This window comes from Paraliobacillus sp. X-1268 (assembly GCF_003426095.1).
Classification (GTDB): Bacteria; Bacillota; Bacilli; order Bacillales; family Amphibacillaceae; genus Paraliobacillus_A; species Paraliobacillus_A zengyii.
The window spans coordinates 146,958-166,642 of sequence record NZ_QJSK01000004.1 but is presented as its reverse complement, the minus strand read 5'-3'; the positions used below and the strand labels follow the sequence as shown (position 1 = coordinate 166,642).

Here is a 19,685-nt window from a genome sequence, read left to right as displayed (position 1 = left end):
AAGCAATAGAGGTGAAGTGAATTTGAAACAAGATAAGTATACAGGAGATAAGTTAAACATACTAAAGATATTTATGTATGTCTTAATATATAAAACAGTTATAGAACTTATTTATATTTTTAGAATATCACCATTATATAAATACACAGGTTTGACTTTAGAAACTAATGTTTTAGGTTTTTTTATTTCAACATTATTTCTTCTAATTATAATCTTTCTATTGCCAACAGATAAATCAAGACCCTCAACATATCTGTATTTAATGTTTGTTTTATTTTTAGTTGTACCATTACTTTCATATTATTGGCTAAATAATCAAAGTTTATCATATATTAGTGTTGTAATTTTGGCTTGTTTAATAATATCTATTTTTCTTAAATCAATAAAAATTGTTAATATTTTTGAAGAAATAAAATTCGCAAAATTACTTTTAAGTATTTTATTTATTATATATATACTGATAACAGTATATATGATTATAAAAAGAGGTGGAATAGATTTTAGGGCATTTAATTTTAATTCTATTTATGATTTACGTTCAGAGATTCACTTTTCTGGTATATCAGGATACCTATTAAATTGGTGTGCAAAAGTATTTTGTCCATTTTTCTTTGCATATTTTCTATTTAAAAGGCAAAAAGGGAAAATGTTTCTAATATTAATGCTTCAACTGCTACTTTATTTAAGTTTTGGTTTTAAAGCATATTTATTTTCTGTTGGGATGTTAGTGATGGTTGCTATAGTTTTCAGGAAAAATAAATTTGAAAGAGATTTTACATTAGGATTCACTGGTATAATCATAGTCTCTTATATCTTAGATATCATTAATATTTCAACTACACTTCGAAATTCCATTCCGTTTAGAATGGTTTATGTGCCTGCTCAAATACAGTACCAGTATTATGATTTCTTTAAATATAGAGATAAAATGTTTTTTGCAGATGGTATCATAGGGGAAATTTTCTCTGTAGAAAGTCCATTTAGTAAACCAGTACCATTCGTCATTAGTAGCCATTTTCACGATGGAGCTGTATCTAATTCTAACACTGGTATTTTCGCTGATGCCTATGCGAATGGTGGATTTATCAATTTGATATTTTTCGCAATAGTACTAGCTATCATTTTTTATATGATTGACTCATTAACCAGGCGAATTCCTCAGTATATAGTAGTAGCTGCATTTAGTTATATGGTGTTTGTACTGAATGACAACTCTCTTTTAACTGCTTTTCTTACAGGAGGAATAGGGTTAATGCTTCTATTATTAATATTGTTTAATTCCAGTTTGAAAAATGACGAACTTAAGGGGCTTACTTAAATAAAGATTCTATATTTAAAGTTGACATAAAAGAACGGGGTTAAAGCATGCTTTCATTTTTTAAAAAAGGTATCTATAAGGATTCATTTTTAAATATTGTTGCTTCACTAATTTTAACTGCAGCAGTTCAATTACTTGCATATCCATTTCTTGGTCGGCAATTTTCAGTATCTGATTATGGATTAATTCTTATGATTATGGGAATTATTAATGCTATAGGTGTATCCTTAGGTAATTCATTAAATAATACTAGAATATTATTACAGGCGGAATATGAGAAAAAAGGTTTTCATGGTGATTATAATCCAATATTCTTAGGTATCTCGATAGTAGGTGCTATTACTGTAGCCGTAATAACTACTATAGTTCTAAAGAAAATTGATGTAACAGTAATAGGCTCTATTGTAATAACCTTGCTAATTTTAATTCGTGCTTATTACTCAGCTAGTTTTAGAATAAATATAAATTATAATAAAGTACTAATGTCAAATTTATTTGGATTGTTTGGATATTTATTTGGTATTATTATTACTTATTTCACAGGATTATGGGTGTTTTTATTTATTTTCGGAGAATTATTTTCATGTATATACATTCTAAATACATCGAAAATTGTGCGTGATAAATTTCAAATAACGTCATTATTCAAAAAAAGTTTTAACAAATTCTTTTTCATTATGTCAGCATCTGTTTTATCTACAATGATGATGTATATGGATCGATTTTATATATATCCTTTTCTGGGAGCTGAAGAAGTTTCTGCATATACTGTTGCGTCATACCTTGGTAAGACAGCAGGAATTATATTTATTCCTATTGCGGGTGTTTTGCTCACATATTACGCCAAGGAAGACGAACTAAAAATAAGAGAGTTCTACAAACGTACAAGTCTTTTTGTGTTATGTTCCTTTGTTATTTATATAGGAATAATTACATTAGGAATTCCTATTACGAAGTTACTTTATCCAACAATTATTAATGACGCAATACCTTATTTTAATATTGCTAATCTAGCCGCTATTGTTTTTATTTTAGGAAACACAATTCAACCAACATTATTAAGATATTGTGAAGCAAAATGGCCACCTATAATTCAAGGTGTCTATTTTATTGTATATTTAATATTAGGTTATTACGGCATGATTCACTATGGTTTGCTTGGTTTTTGCTATGCTATATTAATTTCAAATATATTTCAAGTTATATTTATGTTAATTACAGTAACTGTCTCTTTGCATAAAAAAATTGTTATTCTATGAACTGACCTAGTGATATGAGACAAGAAAAAACACCTATGCTGCCTTTGCCCTGAATTGAACAGGGGAAAGGCAGTTTAATTTTGAAAATGGTCGTATATAGTTATAATAATACATGTAAGATTCCACTTTTTCTAGTACAATAGAGTTTGTAAGACGCGCCTTTTGGTGTGTGTAAATTCTTCCGACTTTATGGTGGAGTGGAAGGATTCAATGACGGCATTATCAAAGCAATTGCCTTTACGGGACACGCTTGTGATAATGCCTTTTTCTTGGGCTGAATTTTGAAAAGCATACGATGTATATTGCGCTCCCTGGTCACTGTGAAGAATCAGTCCTTTCGTTTCACGCCCATTACAAGCTGATTTCAATGTTTCTAGTACGAGATCTACCTTTTGGTTATGACCAATTCGATAAGCAATAATTTCATTGTTGTACAGATCCATAATGGTTGATAAATACATCGTTGATTCTCCAAAATTCAAGTAGGTTATATCTGTAACCCACTTTCGATTTGGTTTATCTACTTTAAAATTCTGTTCCAGTAAATTTGGAACGATACATTTACTTTCACCGGCAATTTTTGTTTTCCGTTTAGGTTTGACGCGACATTGGATCTTATATTTTTGCATGATCTTTTGCACAGTTAATCTATTAAGCGAAATCTGATGATCTTCTTTTAATAACTTTTTAACCATTCTGTGCCCTACTCTGTATTTTAGGGAGTTATAAATATCGATTATTTGTTTTTCTAGTTCTGTCGGCTTCCATGACTTTTGAATCCAACGATAGTAAGTGGACCTAGGAACGCCGATACAATCGCATATCATCGCTATCGTATAAACGCCTTTTAGCGACTCTACTAGCTCTATTACTACTTTTGGTGCCAACTCCTTTCGATTTCCTGGTACTTTTTTAAGATGTCATTTTTAATTTCTAGATGTTTCACTTTCCGTTTTAATTGTTCTATCTCGCTCAGTTCCTCAGGACCTTTCCCAAAGGAATATTGTTTACCAATGGGTTGTGACAGTCGATGTTCTTCTCCTTGTCTGTACCATCTCATCCACGTCTTAATTTGAGACTCATTACGTATCCCAAACTTGTCCATAAGCTGTTTATTCGTGTACTTCTTGGATAACTTCATTTCAATTACTTCTCGTTTAACTTCTTCCGTATAGAATCTTTTCTTTTCCCCCATGAGAAAAGTACCTCCAATAATAGTCGTTTAATATATATACGACTCACGGGGTGCTTTTTCCTTTGTCTCATTTAATTAGGTCTCTTCACTACATAATTGGTTTCAAAACGGTTTTTCTTATGATATACCCTATACCCTAAGAATAGTTTCGGGTGCCTGTCACTTCTCGAATAATCCTGTTTCAACTAGATTTTGATTAGTATGACCACTATAAGTTGAGAAGTCTTGTGAGGAAAATCGCAGCAAGGCTTTTTTGGTTGAAATTTTTTGAATTAATTGAATTGAAAGTTTAGAGGGCTGTGTTAGATGAAATATAAGCGTCAAATACTTCACGCGTATTCATCACAGCCTCCAGATGAGATAATCTTCATAGATTAAATCTCGAAGGAGGCTTTTCATGTCAGATAAACAGTTAGAATGGGAGGCAAGTATGGACCAATGGAGCGATAGTGGCCTTAGTATGGCTGCTTGGTACCGCAAAAAAAATATTAATATTCATCAAATGTATTACTGGAAACGTAAGTTTGATCAACAAACAGATAATATTTCTTCTAGCAATTGGTTAGAAATTAGCCATTCGGCTAACATCGATGAGCATTCATCTATCATTATTAAGATAGATAAGCTATCAGTGGAAGTAAAACCACAGGTTGATCGTCAACTTGTATCTGATGTATTACATTTATTGTAGTATCAATGATTCATCCATACTATGAAAGGGTCTATTTAGCTTGTAGTGGTCCTACGGACCTTAGAAAGTCAATTGATGGCCTAGCAATTATAGTAAAAGAAGCATTTGAACTTGATCCATTCTCCCTGCACTCTTTATGTTCTGTAATCGAAATAGAGATAAATTAAAAATTTTACAGTGGGATAATAACATTATTCGAGTTGTTTGGATCTTCATCTGTAGAACGAAGAGCATCCCAAACGTCATTATAGGAAAGCTCGGTATGATCATCAATAATATTATGGAGTGCCGATTTCAGGTTAGATCCCGTCTTGCCAATAGCATTATCATAATAGTCTCCAGTAGGATCAGAACTACTGTCTAACGTGAATTGATTTGTATTTTTAAGACCGGGATGGGCGTAATATGAGGTGTGTCATCAGCAATTGCCAAAGAATAATCATCACTGAAATTTGATGTTTGGATGGAAGATGAAGAAATTGGTTTACCTACTATATAACCTTCTACGGTTTGAACCGAGTTATCTTGTAATTGACTTGCGTCCTACGGATATGACTGTCAATAGCTCAAGAGGGAATAAAGAATTTGATAATGGGGGTACCGCACAAGGCGAAGCACCAGACACATATGCAGACAGTGATTCTTGGGAACCTCGTGATGAAGTTAAAGGCGATGTTGCACGCATGATTTTTTACATGGCAGTACGTTATGAAGGGGATAATGGTGAGTTAGACTTAGAGGTTTCTGGATCTGTAAATAACGGTTCTTCGCCTTTACACGGTAAACTTTCAACTTTAAAAGAATGGAATGAACAAGACCCAGTAGATGACTTTGAAAGAGAAAGGAATGAAATAATTTATCTTGATTATCAACATAATCGCAATCCATTTATAGACAATCCAGGATGGGTAGAAGAAATATGGTGATAACAGTAAAAATCCAGGACCCTGACGATAGAGGGAGAGTGTAGCTGCTAAAATATAATGAAATAGTAGAATTATTGAAGAAGCAGAGAACTTTTCGCTGCTTCTTCAATAATTTACTTCAATAAACGCGTTGAATTCACTTTCTCTTAAGGTAGAAAAGGTATGAAGAAATGCTTGGACATCATCTTCTGATTTGAATGCTTTATGAAGTAAATGCCGTTCGATATGATAGGTTGTTTCGTCACGCAAGGTTATTTTATAAATGTCTAAGATGAGGTCACTGGCATTACTACGCATGACAGCCATGCCGTGTATTGGGTTTGTTGGATGAATTAACATACCTTCATAATAAGAATGTGCTGCGATGTTTTCGTCTACTAGGAAGCTAAGATTTTGGTTGGTCATTAGTCGATCTCCTTTTAATAGATTACTTCCATTCTACATTATTCTCTTGTTTAAGTCCTTCTGATTTTATGTCTATTTTATTACAGTTTAGACAGGTTGTAAGTTCGCATCTTTAATCGCATAGTGTAGTTTTAATGTGCGAGTTAGTTGGTTTTGTAGTTGATAAGCAGATTCTTCGAAGTCAATTGTCGTGCCATTACGAAAGATGATCGTTGATTGGGTTTGTTTACTTCTTGCTTGTGGGTGTTCGATTATTTTATGTATATGCTTGGCAAACACCCAACTACAGCTAAAGTTGCTAGGTGATTGCGTGGGAAATGCATAAATCTGTGCACGTTCATAGATAAGTATAGGTACTTTACGGGTTGAACCAATTAGCTTACTTGCTGCTTTTTGTCGTCCTTGATAAGAGGCAGCGCCTGCTATGCAATTGGTTTTTATGATTGTGAGTGGTGTTTGTTGGACAAGCAACTCACGCTTCGTTTCCCGCACAATTGCTTGATAGTCCACAGTCATAGCAGGAAGGATTGCTAGTGTATTGCGATTAATTTGATAGAACGTACTTATTTTTAACATAGATATCTACCCTTTTCGATAGCATAAATAAGCGCGACTATGATTCGGAGTCACTAGAATGATGTAATAGATTCTTAATATACGTATGATCAAGATGTAGTTTCTCTTCTAGCAACAGACTACTTGTTAAACTTGGAGAAGTAATTCCTCTTTCAATCCGTCCGATAGCCTCCGTACTGATGCCAATTTGATAGGCCAATTCTTCCTGTGACAGCTCCTGGATATTTCGTTGATTCTGTATGTATTGCCCATAACTTCTTTTGAATTGTTCACGTGTCATTTGTAGGCCCTCTTATTTATTTTCCAAGAATGAATAAGAAATGAGTACAAACTATAGTGTGTTTAATGGAAATTAAAGGGTATTTTGGGGAGTTTATTTTCAAGTGTCTGTCACTATCTGTGTTAAGTCGTATGAACGTTGTGGATGTGTGAGGGAAAGTCTTGTGAGAGAAATCGTAGCAAGGACTTTTCGGTTGAAAAAAGTCTTTAAATAAAGAGATCTGTGAGCGTATCCTTGAGATGGATAAATTAAATGATTTGTTCTTTTCGGAAGAATAGTTAGTATTTGGCGCTTCCCATTAGCATGATTTTATATGAGGTATTTTTAATCAAAGTTAAGTATATTTTAGGAAAAGGGCAATGAAAGGCTTATTGGCTAGGGTAGTCTTTTTGATAGCAATATGTTATTATTAAACAAAGAAACAAAGAAACAAAGAAACAAAGAAACAAAGAAACAAAGAAACAAAGAAACAAAGAAACAAAGAAACAAGGAAAAAACAAACAAAGAAATCGGTATATTATGCGATGGAGAGGACATAACTTATGGTAATGATACAAAAAGAAGCGGAGAGAGCTGCCATGCCAAATCGTCCCAGAAAGGCTAAACGAATTGCCGTTTCAAGTAAAAGGCAGATTAGCATTCCTAAAGAATTTTATGACCAGTTAAATATTGGTGAAGAAGTTAGTTTGGAACTATACGGAAATCATTTAATTTTAAAGCCAATAAGTGAAAACTTTGATGATTTTTCTGAGGATATCTTAGGAGACCTTATAAGGGAAGGTTATCAAGGGGAAGATCTGATGGTGGAATTTAAACATCGTAAATCTCAAATAGGAAATGCCGTTGATAAGTTGGTAGCTGATACTAAATATTCAGGAGAAAAAACAACGATTGACGATTTATTTGGAGAAGACGATGATGCACTATGATTTAATTACTTCTTCAGCAACAAAAAAGTTTATAAAAAAATGAAAGATAAGCCTTTAAAAGAAAAATTTAAATCTGCTTTTAAAGAAATTCAGCTAGACCCTTTTTATGTAGGTGAACCGAAAAAAGGTGATCTGGCTGGAGTTTATGGTTATGATATAAAACATAACGGCACTTCTTATGAAGTAGCTTATGCAATTGAAGAAGATGAAAATGGGAATGTTGTACTTGTAATCCTTGCAGGAACAAGAGAACAGTTTTATGAAGAACTAAAAAGGTATATTAAAGGTTCAAAGATACATAAAAATTAACAATAGAGAGCTGGTTCCCTCTGACTGGTTAGTTTCATTGTTACTTGCTTAATAGGAAGCTGGGGACGGTTCCAGTTTAATGACAAACAAAAAAAGCCCTGCAGAGATATCTCTATACAAAGCTCTTAATGGCACTTGAAGTAATTGCCATTATAAGCTGATCTCTATGTCAAGACTGGTTAGTTTTTTTAATCATTCATAATTCGAATGAGGTCGTAATGATAGAATCTTCTATTTCTTTTTCTATCGTCCCCATAAATCATCTTCAAGTGAACAAGTTCGTTTAGACTTTTTCGGATAGTCACAGGAGCTAAACTAGTATCGTTTACTATTTGATGCACTGTTGCAATAGGATATTTAAAAAGGGCTCCCCAAACTTTTTCAGTAGAAGGTTGTTTCAATTTACTTAATCCTTCTTTATATAATCTTTCTGCTTGTTCAAGTTTATTAAATTGTCGTTCCGCCATTCGAATCGTTGCATTAAGGAAGAAGGTTATCCAACTATCCCAATCAGGTTCGAATTTGTTTAGTGCACGAACACCGTTTAACATTGTATAATATTTAAACTTTTCTTTCTCTAGTTCTTCACTTAGGAAAAAGAACGGGGAGTCAATTATATTGGATTGCAACATATAAAGTACGATTAGAATCCTTCCTAACCGACCGTTTCCATCTAAAAAAGGGTGAATAGATTCAAATTGTGCATGGATGATTGCTACTTTAATTAAAGGGTGAAGTGTGTCCATTTCTTCATCTAAGTATGGATGCCCATTAATATATCTCTCTAAATTGGCCATATATTCTCCCATTAATTGTGGTTCAGGCGGAATATAAGAAGCATCTTTTAATTGCTTTGTAGGTCCGATAAAATTCTGGATGGTCCTATATTCACCTGCAGCACTTGTAGAACCACGATTATCTTTCATCAACTCGCTATGGATATCACGAATCAATCGTTCCGATAATGGATATCCTGTCTGTATGATTTCAACACCAATTTTTAATGCTCTTTGGTAATTACGAACTTCAACATTCTCCCAGTCCTTTTTTTGATCAATTTCATCTTCTAGCATTTCACTAAAAGTCACTTTGGTTCCTTCAATTCTTGTAGATTGAACAGACTCATGTAGTGTTAATAATTGCAGAAATGATTCACTGATTAAAGAATAATGAATTTTTTGTTTCAGCTTTTCCAACACGGATGAGGCTTCAACGACTTTCTTATAAAAAGTAAGTTCAGATTCAGCATCAAATGTGTGTGATAGAAGTGGTAATGGATAAGGCTTTTTCATTCTTAACACCTCGTTAGAATATTTATTGATTATATTATAGTTTAAAATACATCAAAGTAAATAATAGTGATATTTTGAAGTGATGAAATATCGTTATGGTGTTATGTGTGTTTTCAGGTGCCTGGTCATTTTCAGTTTTATGTCGAATAAATGTTCATGGTGTTTGAGTAGGAGGTAGGGTGCTTGTGTAACTGCTAAACAAACTAAGGGAAATCGTTTTGCTTGATAAAACTGAACACATTATGGTCATACATACCAGCTATGGCTGTCGAATCTGTAATCACAAAGAACAATAACTTCTATAGATCCGTTCCTAATCCTCTGTTAAGAAATCTAACAGGTTTATTGATATCGGTGTCTATTATGTTACTTTGAGTATAGGTAAGAAAAACAGTGAACTTCCTACAAAAATACAGATAATTTGTATCTTAGATGATTATCTCCCCTGTAATTTATATAGATTACTAAATTGGTTCAATAATAATTGAGCATATCATTAGGATAATATAAAAAATGAATGTAATGGGAGAGGATCTTTATGTTTGGTCTATTTAAGAATAAAAATAAAGTAACCGCGGTTGATGAGTTTGTTATGCCAATTGAGGGTGAAATTATTGACATCACAGAAGTGGAAGATCCTGTTTTCTCGGAAAAAATGATGGGGGACGGCTTTGCAATTATTCCAGTCGCTGGTTCTGTGGTTTCACCTGTTAATGGGGAAATCATTAAGGTGTTTCCAACAAAACATGCGATTGGAATTAAATCCGCGAAAGGATATGAAATTCTCATTCATGTAGGCATTGATACGGTTCAGTTAAATGGGAAAGGCTTCACTGCCCTTGTTAACGATGGGGATAAGATAAAGGTAGGACAAGAAATTTTACAGTTTAATGTAGAAATTATTAAGAAATCGGCTTCATCTTATGTAGTTCCTGTGGTCTTTACCGATTCGACAAAAGTTAGTGTGAAAAAGTTTGGCAAAACAGCGCAAGGCGAAAGAGACATCTTGTCTTTTGACTAAGAACACGCATGAACATAAAAAGCTACTTGATTTGGAGTAACACTCCTTTCAAGTAGTTTTTTTGTATTTTAATTGTTGAAGATAAGATAATGAAAACATTTATAACACCATTGAATAACGATAAGCTGGACTATATGATAGGAGTATAAGTTTAAGTGAGTTACCACATAACACTTATAAAACATAAATAAGATAGACTTGATGAAGAAAATTTTTGAGAAAGCTCAGCAATTTGGTAAATCGTTGAGTAATAAGATTTTATAGTAAGGACGTGTTTGGATATGCATCAAGTGTTAGATAAGATTGAAAAGGGATTAATTGTTTCTTGCCAGGCTTTAGAAGGGGAACCGTTACACAGTTCTTTCATCATGGGGCGTATGGCAGTAGCTGCAAAAGAAGGTGGAGCTGTTGGGATTCGTGCCAACTCCGTTTCGGACATAGTCGAAATCAAAAAACAAGTAGGGTTGCCGGTCATTGGCATCATTAAACAAGTGTACAAAGACCATCCAGTCTTTATTACACCTACGATGAAAGAGATCGATGCCTTAGCAGAAACTGGTGTCGAGATCATTGCCACAGATGCGACAAATCGACTTCGACCTGATGGTTGCGATTTAGCTACATTTTATAAAGAGATAAGATCTAAGTATCCTGATCTCTTGTTGATGGCGGACGTCTCTTCGGTTGAAGAAGCAATGTTTGCCGATGAGTTAGGGTTTGATATAGTGGCGCCGACTTTATACGGCTATACAGCGAAAACGAATGGATTGAAAATTGATGATCATGATTATGACGTTATTAAACAAATTGTAAAAAAAGTGACTAAAGCAAAGGTTTTGGCAGAGGGAAATGTTTCGACGCCAACTATCGCAAGGTCCGTTCTAGATAGTAATGTTCATGCGGTCGTTGTAGGTGGTGCAATTACAAGACCACAGCAAATTACACAAAGATTTGTTGATGCATTGGCACAAGATTAACGATGAGTGAATAGTTCATGAGTGGATTATGCTGGCTAGCTACATTAGTAAACAGTGTTAATATCATATCTAGCAAAGTCCGCTTGTGATAAGCTTTTGTATCGACTCGAGCGACGAAACTCTGATTATTGATGGCTGAATATACGGATGTTTCTTCTCCTATGGGTGCCAGTTTAAAGGTTCTCTGCTTTTTTTTTGGTTCTTATTAATCTTGATTTCATTTAAAATACGAATAAAAATTTTGCTTACCATTTATAGTGACTTTTCATAATATATACAGCATAAATAGGCAAACGCTTAAAATCAGTGTTTGCCTATTTATATATAAATCTATATTTAGTGTTAAAGATTATTTTGTATTCGTGAATCCACCATCAATTCTAATCACATCACCATTTATATATTGTGCTTTAGAAGTTAGTAAGAATGCCACTAGTTCAGCGACTTCTTCAGGGGTACCCAAACGTTTTTGTGGTATACCATTTTCTGCGTTTTCTTTCATTTCAGGATTCGCATCAAAGAATTCCTTCACCATTGGCGTTTCTGTAGGTCCTGGAGCAATGGCATTGACACGCAATCCATCCTTGGCATATTCAGCAACCATACTCTTTGTTAATCCAATGATACCGTGTTTTGTTGCTGAATACGTTACAACAGAGTCTTGTCCTATTACGCCTGCGCTTGATGCAGTGTTAACAATTGAACCTCCGCCATTCTTTAACATCACTTCAGCTACGTAGCGAACACCATACAATGCTCCCATCAGATTGATGCCAACGATTTGTTCAATTTCTTTAATATCCGTATCTAAGTAGTATTTACCACTGCCTGAAATACCAGCATTGTTAAAGAAATAATCAATGGAACCAAACTTCTCAACAGTTTTCTCAACATAATTTTTGACTTCGTCGACTTTAGCTACGTCAGCTTTAATGAAAATAGCATCCACTCCAGATTTCTTCAGCAATTCTACTGTTTCATTTCCACCTTGTTCATTAACGTCTACTACTGCAATGTTAATACCTTCTTCAGCTAGACGTAGTGCTGTTGCTTGTCCTAATCCACTACCACCGCCGGTTATAACTGCAACTTTATTCATGTGAAAAACCTCCTCAATATTAATTCAAGAGCCCAAATGGTAAGGGTGTCTTATAAGTATATACCCTTAATTTTATGAATTAAAATCAAAAGATTTAAATTAAAAATTTTCATAAATAGATAAAAAAGTTACAACGCGATTTTAATAGGAAGCTTTATATATTTTAACCCCGAACTAATGCTACAGTTTTGGGATTAGCCGTTTTCTTCTATCAGATAACTCTTGATTAACCCCCCAATAAAAACTGCCCTTGACATTTATTTTCAATACGATAAACTAATGGTAAAATGTTTTACTAAATATTATTAAATGTAGTGCTTTTCTATATATATTTTGAGTTGATGTAAAGGTGATTTTGGTAGGAGGAAGAAGCGATGGCGACGATTAAAGATGTGGCGAAAACGGCAGGTTGTTCTATTACAACGGTTTCTCGGGTGTTAAATAATGATCCAAAGCTTTCTGTTTCAGATGAGATGCGTGAGAAAGTGTATCAGGTTGCTGATCAACTGGATTATAAGAAGAAAGTGATGCGGCCATTAATTAAGAATATTGTATTTTTATACTGGTTAACGGATATTGAAGAACTAGAAGATGTTTATTTTAAAGCGATGCGTTTAGAGTTAGATAAATTAGCCAAGAAATTCAATGTGGAACTTACAACCTATAAAATTAATGAAGGAATTGAGCGGATTCCTGATGATATTGAAGGATTTATTGCGGTGGGGACCTTTTCCAATAAAGAGTTAGTTCAACTGAGGGAGTTAACACCAAATGGTGTCTTTATTGATGCGACACCTGATCCTTATCACTTTGATTCAGTAAGACCGGATTTAGCGCAGGTGACCCGAAGAACAGTTGACTTTTTAGTGGATAAAGGACATAAAGAAATTGGATTTATAGGTGGGACTTTTCGCAATCCAAATACCCATGAAGATGAAATGGATATTAGAGAACGAACATTTCGGCAGTATATGGAGGAGAAAGGTTTGTTAAATGAAGATTTTATCTTTTGTCACAGAGGCTTCTCTGTCGCAAATGGCTATCACTTAATGAACAATGCTTTGGAAACACTGGGTGATCAATTACCGACTGCGTTTTTTACAGCTGCTGATCCGATTGCAGTTGGTTGTTTGCAAGCATTAAACGAAGCAGGTATTGCGATTCCAAACAGAGTATCCATTATCGGCATTAATAATATTAGTGTTGCAAAATATATCTCTCCACCGCTCACTACATTCGATATAGATATCCATGAAATGTGTAAAAATGCGTTGGAGTTACTGGTAGAAAGAGTTGTAGAAAAACGTAAAATAGTAAAAACATTATATCTAGGTCCGGAAATGATCATTAGAAAAAGTACAAACTAAACTAGTTGAGGGTGACGAAGAAGGCTATTACCAGGCGAATAATCGTTGGTAATAGCCTTCTTTATTGTTATCTAAGTTAGACGGAAGCGGAGAACCGTCCCTCGCTCCCAGTAAAATATATTGATTATCAAGTAAAATATTTTACTTGATAAAGGTAAAAATATAATAATAAAAAGGTAAAAAATTTGTTTACTTATATTATTTCTTGTGCTATATTTATATCAATAAAACGTTTTCATTATATAAGAAAGCGCTTTATCAATTTATTGATTAAAAGGGAGATGTATCCTAATGATAAGATTAAAAAAATACTTAGGACTTATTAGTTTTACAGCGTTACTTTTTGCTTTAGTTGCTTGTGGACCTCAGGAGAGCAATGGAGACTCTGGTGATTCATCAGATTCGAGTCAAAATGCAGAAGAAACGAAAGAATTAACTGTTTGGGCAGATATTGATAAATCTGCAGGTATAGAAGCTGCAATCGCTGTGTTTGAAGAAGAACATGATGTTGAAATAGAAGTAATCGAAAAGGCTTATGCACAACAAGTAGAAGATTTACGTTTAGATGGACCAGCTGGTACAGGCCCAGATGTTTTCACAATGCCTGGTGATCAAATTGGTACAGCTGTTACAGAAGGCTTACTTAAAGAATTAGATGTAAGCGAAGACGTTCAATCCATCTACACAGATGTTGCGATGAATTCTCAAATTTATGATGGTAAAGTTTATGGCTTACCAAAAGCAGTTGAAACAAACGTGCTTTTCTATAACAAAGATCTTGTTTCAGAAGATGAAGTTCCTACAACATTAGATGGTTGGTATGAATTATCTCTTGAGTTAACAGAAGGTGAAAACTACGGTCTATTAGCTCTATTTGACCAAATCTACTATGCCAATGGTGTGTTAAGTGGTTATGGCGGATACGTGTTTGGGAAAGATGCTGACGGTAACTTTGATCCAACCGATGTTGGATTAAACAACGAAGGCGCTATTGAAGGGGCAGAGTCAATTCAAAAGTTTTATGATGAGGGTCTTTTCCCATCAGGTTTAGTTGGGGAACAAGGTATTAATGTGTTAGATTCTTTATTCTCTGAAGGTAAAGCTGCTGCAGTTATTTCTGGTCCATGGAATCTAGGACCATATGAAGAAGCTGGTATTAATTATGGAGTTATGAAATTACCTGAATTAGCAAATGGTGAAAACATGAGTGCATTTGTTGGTGTGAAAAGCTACAATGTCAGCTCGTATGCTAAAAATCCAGAACTTGCAGAAGAATTTGTTGAATTCATAACAAATGAAGAAAATTCAAAAACAAGATATGAAATTACAGGCGAAGTGCCAGCTGTTAAAGCATTGGCAGAGGATCCTGTAGTTGCGGAAAGTGAAGCAGCACAAGCTGTAGCACAACAGTCGCAGTTCTCAGAATTGACTCCAAGTATTCCTGAAATGAATGAAGTTTGGACACCTGCTGATGCGGCATTACAAACAATTGCTACTGGTAAGGCAGATCCAGAAGAAGCATTAAACCAAGCGGTGGAAACAATTGAAGGACAAATTGAAGCAAACCACGCTGGACAATAATTAATATTTATTAGCTACATTTAAAAACTGGTGTCAAATGATTATACGATATTTGGCACCTTTCTAATTTGAAAAAAATGTTTCCTATATAAAGAGGTGAGAAAAGTGCAACATCGGACAAAAGCAAGCTTGTTATCTATCATTCCTGGTTTTGGACAATTTTACAATAAGCAATGGGTGAAAGGTCTTGTGTTCTTAGGATTTGGTGGTGCGTTTTTATTCGCATTTGGTGATATGTTAAATATGGGTTATTGGGGAATTTTCACCCTTGGAACAGAAGTACCGAGAGATAATTCGGTATTTTTATTAGCGCAAGGTATTATCGCAATCCTTGTTACACTTTTAGGATTACTAGTGTACTACTTGAATTTCCGTGACGCTTATAAAAATGGTGAATTACGTGATAAAAATAGACCGCTATCTTCACTTAGAAAGCAATATCATAACCTAGTAGAGTCAGGATATCCCTATGTAGTTAGTGGTCCATCGTTTTTCATTTTAGTATTTGCTGTTATTTTTCCGATTTTATTTAGTCTTGCAGTAGCGTTTACAAATTACGACTTATATCATTCCCCGCCAGCTAATTTAGTGGATTGGGTAGGATTTGATACATTCGCAAAAATTTTCACAGTTGATATTTGGCGTTCTACTTTTTTTGATGTTTTAGGATGGACGGTTATTTGGACACTCGTTGCAACTACTTTACAAGTTGGTCTTGGTATTTTGTTAGCAGTTGTTGTGAACCAAAAGGATATCCATTTCAAAAGAGTCGTTCGAACAGTCCTCGTTTTACCATGGGCTGTACCAGGATTTGTTACGATTTTAATTTTCGCAGGTCTCTTTAACGATAGTTTTGGTGCTATTAATAATGATATCTTAGCATTCTTTGGAATTGATGCGATTCCATGGTTAACCAATGCGGCATGGTCAAAACTAGCGCTTATTCTTATGCAAGGTTGGTTGGGATTTCCTTATATATTCCTAGTAACCACAGGAGTCTTGCAATCTATTCCGGATGATTTATATGAAGCGGCGACGATTGATGGTGCATCTATTTTTGCTAAATTCAAGCATATTACGATGCCAATGATACTACTCGCGATTGCGCCGATTATCATTACGCAGTATACATTTAACTTTAACAACTTTAATATTATTTATTTGTTCAACGGTGGTGGTCCAGCAGTTCCAGGGTCTACAGCTGGCGGAACAGATATCTTAGTATCATGGATTTATAAATTAACCATGCAATCCAGTCAATATTCTCTAGCGGCTGCGTTAACTATTTTGTTATCTGTATTTGTCATTGGAATTGCATTATGGCAGTTCAGACGAACGAATTCATTTAAGGAGGATTAAGAGTTGATGACGAATATGAAGAGAAAGAAATTCACCCGACTCTTTGCCTCTTACTCTTTACTCATTTTCATGATGATTGTAATTATTTATCCGTTGCTTTGGACGGTGGGCGCAAGCTTTAATCCAGGTAATAGTTTAATAAGTACCTCAATCATTCCTGAAAATCCGACTTTGAATCATTACAAAGAGTTATTTGCAGGCAAAGAAAGTCTACAGTATGGACAATGGTATATAAATTCTATCAAAATTAGTGTGTTAACAATGATTGGAACAGTTATTAGTGTTTCCTTTATGGCTTATGCTTTTTCACGGTTTCGTTTTGTCGGTAGAAAAAATGGCTTAATCTTATTTTTGCTATTACAAATGATCCCACAGTTTTCGGCTTTAATTGCACTATTTGTATTAGCACAAGTTCTTGGCCTAATGAACAGTCATTGGTTATTGATCTTCCTTTACATTGGTGGTCAAATTCCAATGTGTACGTATCTAATGAAAGGCTATATCGACTCGATTCCAATGTCTTTAGATGAAAGTGCACGAATTGATGGTGCGAGTAATACAACGATTTTCTTCCGGATTATTATGCCATTATCTAGACCAATGATCGCTGTTGTTGCAATGAATGGCTTTATTATTCCGCTTGCTGATTTCGTTTTAGCATCAACCATCTTGCGGTCACCTGAATCGTATACATTGCCAATTGGTTTATACAATTTAGTTAATGATGTAATGGGAGCAAGTTATACAACGTTTGCTGCCGGTGCCATTCTAATCAGTATTCCAATCGCTGTCGTATTCGTTCTTTTACAAAAGAACTTTGTATCAGGGTTAACATCAGGTGGAACGAAAGGGTAAGAATGAAGGATTGCTGGGAATTATTAATCCTAATAGGGCTTCAACCTAGGTATCGATAAATAGATAAATAAAAATATGGGGGACAGTAACATGCCAAAACACCAAAAGACTTATGTAACGAAAGCAGATTTTATGCTTCATGGCGGCGACTACAATCCTGATCAATGGTTAGATCGACCAGAAATTTTAGCCGATGACATAAACTTGATGAAACTTTCACATACAAATACATTTTCATTAGGAATTTTTGCGTGGAGTACATTGGAACCTGAAGAAGGTGTGTACAACTTTGAATGGCTGGACACGATCATTGAAAATATTGCGAACATCAAGGGTCGCGTTATTTTAGCTACACCAAGTGGAGCGCGTCCAGCGTGGATGTCACAAAAGTATCCTGAAGTATTACGTGTAAATGAAAGTCGTGTGAAACAACTGCACGGTGGTCGTCACAATCACTGTTTTTCATCAGTTGTTTACCGTGAAAAAACACAACAGATGAATCGGTTACTTACAGAAAGATATGGTAAGAATCCTGCATTAATCATGTGGCACATTTCAAATGAATATAGTGGTGAATGCCATTGTGATAATTGTCAGCAGGCATTTAGAGGCTGGTTGAAGGAAAAATACAAGGATGATCTTCAAGCATTGAACGATGCGTGGTGGGGTCCATTCTGGAGCCATACGTTTTCCGATTGGTCACAGATAGAATCGCCTTCACCAATTGGGGAGAGTGCTGTCCATGGTTTAAATTTGGATTGGCGCCGTTTCGTAACCGACCAAACGATAGACTTTTATGAAAATGAAATTGTCCCAATGCGTGAACTGACACCAGACATTCCGATTACAACGAACTTCATGGCTGATACATTTGATTTAATTCCATTTCAGTCACTCGATTACAGTAAATTTGCAAAGCACCTTGATGTTATTAGCTGGGATGCATATCCTGCATGGCACAATGACTGGGAAACAACTGCTGATTTAGCGATGAAGGTTGGTTTTATCGATGACTTGTATCGTAGCTTAAAGCAAAAGCCATTTCTTTTAATGGAATCAACGCCAAGCCTAGTAAACTGGCATGAAGTAAATAAAGCGAAACGTCCTGGAATGCACTTACTTTCCTCGATGCAAATGCTTGCGCATGGTTCAGACAGCATTATGTATTTCCAATGGCGCAAATCTCGTGGTTCATCAGAGAAGTTTCATGGATCAGTAGTTGATCATGATAATAGTTCTGAAAATCGTGTGTTTAAAGAGGTTGCTAAAGTGGGGGAAACATTAGAGAAGCTTTCTGATGTTGTCGGAACAAATCGTCCTGCAGATGTGGCGATTATGTATGATTGGGAAAGTAACTGGGCATTAAATGATGCACAGGGATTTGGACTTTCAACGAAACAATACCCGCAAACATTGCAAGAGCACTATCGTACGTTCTGGGAACAAGATATTCCAGTAGATGTGATCACAAAAGAACAAGATTTTTCTAATTATAAATTGTTAATCGTTCCGATGCTTTATTTAGTAAGTGAAGCTACGATTGCACGTTTAAAAGTCTTTGTTGCTGGTGGTGGTCGATTAGTTATGACCTATATCAGTGGGCTCGTGAATGAACATGATCTAACCTTTTTAGGTGGATGGCATAAAGATTTACAAGATATATTTGGAATGAAGCCAACGGAAACAGATACATTGTATCCAAAAGATAGAAATATGGTTACCTATCAAGATAAGAAATATGAAGTGAAGGATTATGCAACTGTCCTTGATTTAGCAACAGCTACTACAGAAGGAATCTATCAAGAAGATTTTTATGAAAATACAGCTGCTGTTACAAGTCATTCCTATCAACAAGGGAAGTCCTATTATATTGGGGCAAGGTTAGATGATCAATTCCATCGTGATTTTTATCAAACATTAATCGAGGAATTAGCACTTAAGCCAGTTGTTGCTAGTAAACATGGTAAAGGCGTTTCAGTCCAAGCAAGACAAGGTGTGGAATCTGACTATGTCTTTGTGATGAACTTTACCGAAGAAGCACAACAAATAGCATTCGATTCCAACTTAACTGATTTAGTTACCGGAGAAATTGTCCCAGAACAACTCACACTAAAACAATACGAAGTCAGAATACTAGAACAACCAAGAAAATGAAGCAGGGGACGGTTCTCTGCTTCCTCTCTTTTGTATGGGGAGGAAGCAAGGGACGGTTCTTTGCTTTATTATCTACCTATAAATGAAAGCGT

17 protein-coding genes and 4 pseudogenes are annotated in these 19,685 nt (G+C 34.9%); 14 read left to right on the top strand and 7 right to left on the bottom strand.

Translation table 11 applies throughout. The features are described from left to right. Positions 1-22: 22 nt before the first annotated feature. Together D2K62_RS08370 and D2K62_RS08365 are read left to right on the top strand one after the other, a co-directional pair. Positions 23-1,318: a hypothetical protein gene (locus D2K62_RS08370; protein ID WP_112182122.1), complete on the top strand. Its 1,296-nt coding sequence runs from the start codon at positions 23-25 to the stop codon at positions 1,316-1,318. Positions 1,319-1,365: 47 nt separating this feature from the next. Next, entirely contained in the window at positions 1,366-2,577 is a 1,212-nt protein-coding gene (locus tag D2K62_RS08365) for a lipopolysaccharide biosynthesis protein (RefSeq protein ID WP_112182121.1), read from the top strand. 33 nt (positions 2,578-2,610) lie between these two features. Here the strand turns inward: D2K62_RS08365 and D2K62_RS08360 are convergent. Further along, a pseudogene (locus tag D2K62_RS08360) lies at positions 2,611-3,772 on the bottom strand (IS3 family transposase). Between the two features lie 397 nt (positions 3,773-4,169). Between D2K62_RS08360 and tnpA the strand changes: the two are divergent. Then, positions 4,170-4,463: an IS66 family insertion sequence element accessory protein TnpA gene (tnpA, locus tag D2K62_RS08355; RefSeq protein ID WP_112182120.1), complete on the top strand. Its 294-nt coding sequence runs from the start codon at positions 4,170-4,172 to the stop codon at positions 4,461-4,463. 5 nt (positions 4,464-4,468) lie between these two features. Further along, on the top strand, positions 4,469-4,630 hold the full coding sequence (tnpB, locus tag D2K62_RS19455) for an IS66 family insertion sequence element accessory protein TnpB (protein WP_112182119.1): 162 nt from the start codon (positions 4,469-4,471) through the stop codon (positions 4,628-4,630). Positions 4,631-4,644: 14 nt separating this feature from the next. Here the strand turns inward: tnpB and D2K62_RS19450 are convergent. Beyond that, positions 4,645-4,991, bottom strand: a pseudogene (locus D2K62_RS19450) (endonuclease); the annotation flags it as partial. Between the two features lie 8 nt (positions 4,992-4,999). Here D2K62_RS19450 and D2K62_RS08340 point away from each other — a divergent pair. Further along, positions 5,000-5,389 (top strand): annotated as a pseudogene (locus D2K62_RS08340) (endonuclease I family protein); the annotation flags it as partial. Between the two features lie 105 nt (positions 5,390-5,494). Here D2K62_RS08340 and D2K62_RS08335 read toward each other — a convergent pair. The 3 genes from D2K62_RS08335 to D2K62_RS08325 all read right to left on the bottom strand — a co-directional run bounded on the left by D2K62_RS08335 (position 5,495) and on the right by D2K62_RS08325 (position 6,650). Beyond that, positions 5,495-5,794 (bottom strand): hypothetical protein, encoded by a 300-nt coding sequence (locus D2K62_RS08335; protein WP_112182117.1) that lies wholly within the window; start codon positions 5,792-5,794, stop codon positions 5,495-5,497. A gap of 87 nt (positions 5,795-5,881) precedes the next feature. After that, complete coding sequence (locus D2K62_RS08330; protein ID WP_112182116.1) at positions 5,882-6,370, bottom strand: competence protein ComK; 489 nt, start codon at positions 6,368-6,370, stop codon at positions 5,882-5,884. Positions 6,371-6,407: 37 nt separating this feature from the next. Further along, positions 6,408-6,650 carry a helix-turn-helix domain-containing protein gene (locus D2K62_RS08325; RefSeq protein ID WP_112182115.1) on the bottom strand — a complete coding sequence of 81 codons (243 nt, stop codon included), beginning with the start codon at positions 6,648-6,650 and terminating at the stop codon, positions 6,408-6,410. 542 nt (positions 6,651-7,192) lie between these two features. Between D2K62_RS08325 and D2K62_RS08315 the strand changes: the two genes are divergently transcribed. Both D2K62_RS08315 and D2K62_RS08310 read left to right on the top strand, forming a co-directional pair. Then, the gene (locus tag D2K62_RS08315; protein ID WP_232827984.1) at positions 7,193-7,579 is read left to right on the top strand and encodes an AbrB/MazE/SpoVT family DNA-binding domain-containing protein; all 387 of its coding nucleotides are present in this window, start codon (positions 7,193-7,195) and stop codon (positions 7,577-7,579) included. Between the two features lie 33 nt (positions 7,580-7,612). Then, positions 7,613-7,888, top strand: a pseudogene (locus D2K62_RS08310) (type II toxin-antitoxin system RelE/ParE family toxin); the annotation flags it as partial. Positions 7,889-8,076: 188 nt separating this feature from the next. Here the strand turns inward: D2K62_RS08310 and D2K62_RS08305 are convergent. After that, the gene (locus D2K62_RS08305) at positions 8,077-9,180 is read right to left on the bottom strand and encodes a Fic family protein (protein ID WP_112182113.1); all 1,104 of its coding nucleotides are present in this window, start codon (positions 9,178-9,180) and stop codon (positions 8,077-8,079) included. Between the two features lie 538 nt (positions 9,181-9,718). Here D2K62_RS08305 and D2K62_RS08300 point away from each other — a divergent pair. Continuing rightward, entirely contained in the window at positions 9,719-10,201 is a 483-nt protein-coding gene (locus tag D2K62_RS08300; protein WP_112182112.1) for a PTS sugar transporter subunit IIA, read from the top strand. 281 nt (positions 10,202-10,482) lie between these two features. After that, positions 10,483-11,178 (top strand): N-acetylmannosamine-6-phosphate 2-epimerase, encoded by a 696-nt coding sequence (locus tag D2K62_RS08295; protein ID WP_112182111.1) that lies wholly within the window; start codon positions 10,483-10,485, stop codon positions 11,176-11,178. 349 nt (positions 11,179-11,527) lie between these two features. On the opposite strand, the gene D2K62_RS08290 is transcribed toward D2K62_RS08295, so the two are convergent. Next, positions 11,528-12,277 carry an SDR family NAD(P)-dependent oxidoreductase gene (locus D2K62_RS08290; RefSeq protein WP_112182110.1) on the bottom strand — a complete coding sequence of 250 codons (750 nt, stop codon included), beginning with the start codon at positions 12,275-12,277 and terminating at the stop codon, positions 11,528-11,530. Positions 12,278-12,651: 374 nt separating this feature from the next. Here D2K62_RS08290 and D2K62_RS08285 point away from each other — a divergent pair, with 374 nt between their 5' ends. The 5 genes from D2K62_RS08285 to D2K62_RS08265 all read left to right on the top strand — a co-directional run bounded on the left by D2K62_RS08285 (position 12,652) and on the right by D2K62_RS08265 (position 19,593). Next, complete coding sequence (locus D2K62_RS08285) at positions 12,652-13,644, top strand: galactan degradation operon transcriptional regulator GanR (protein ID WP_117161240.1); 993 nt, start codon at positions 12,652-12,654, stop codon at positions 13,642-13,644. Between the two features lie 291 nt (positions 13,645-13,935). Then, positions 13,936-15,225: a galactooligosaccharide ABC transporter substrate-binding protein GanS gene (ganS, locus tag D2K62_RS08280; protein ID WP_117161239.1), complete on the top strand. Its 1,290-nt coding sequence runs from the start codon at positions 13,936-13,938 to the stop codon at positions 15,223-15,225. Positions 15,226-15,330: 105 nt separating this feature from the next. After that, positions 15,331-16,584: a sugar ABC transporter permease gene (gene ganP / locus D2K62_RS08275; RefSeq protein ID WP_112182107.1), complete on the top strand. Its 1,254-nt coding sequence runs from the start codon at positions 15,331-15,333 to the stop codon at positions 16,582-16,584. A 15-nt stretch (positions 16,585-16,599) separates the two neighbouring features. Continuing rightward, positions 16,600-17,439, top strand: coding sequence for a galactooligosaccharide ABC transporter permease GanQ (gene ganQ / locus D2K62_RS08270; RefSeq protein ID WP_369974644.1), 840 nt, complete (start codon positions 16,600-16,602; stop codon positions 17,437-17,439). A 90-nt stretch (positions 17,440-17,529) separates the two neighbouring features. Beyond that, entirely contained in the window at positions 17,530-19,593 is a 2,064-nt protein-coding gene (locus tag D2K62_RS08265; protein ID WP_112182105.1) for a beta-galactosidase GanA, read from the top strand. Positions 19,594-19,685 lie beyond the last annotated feature (92 nt).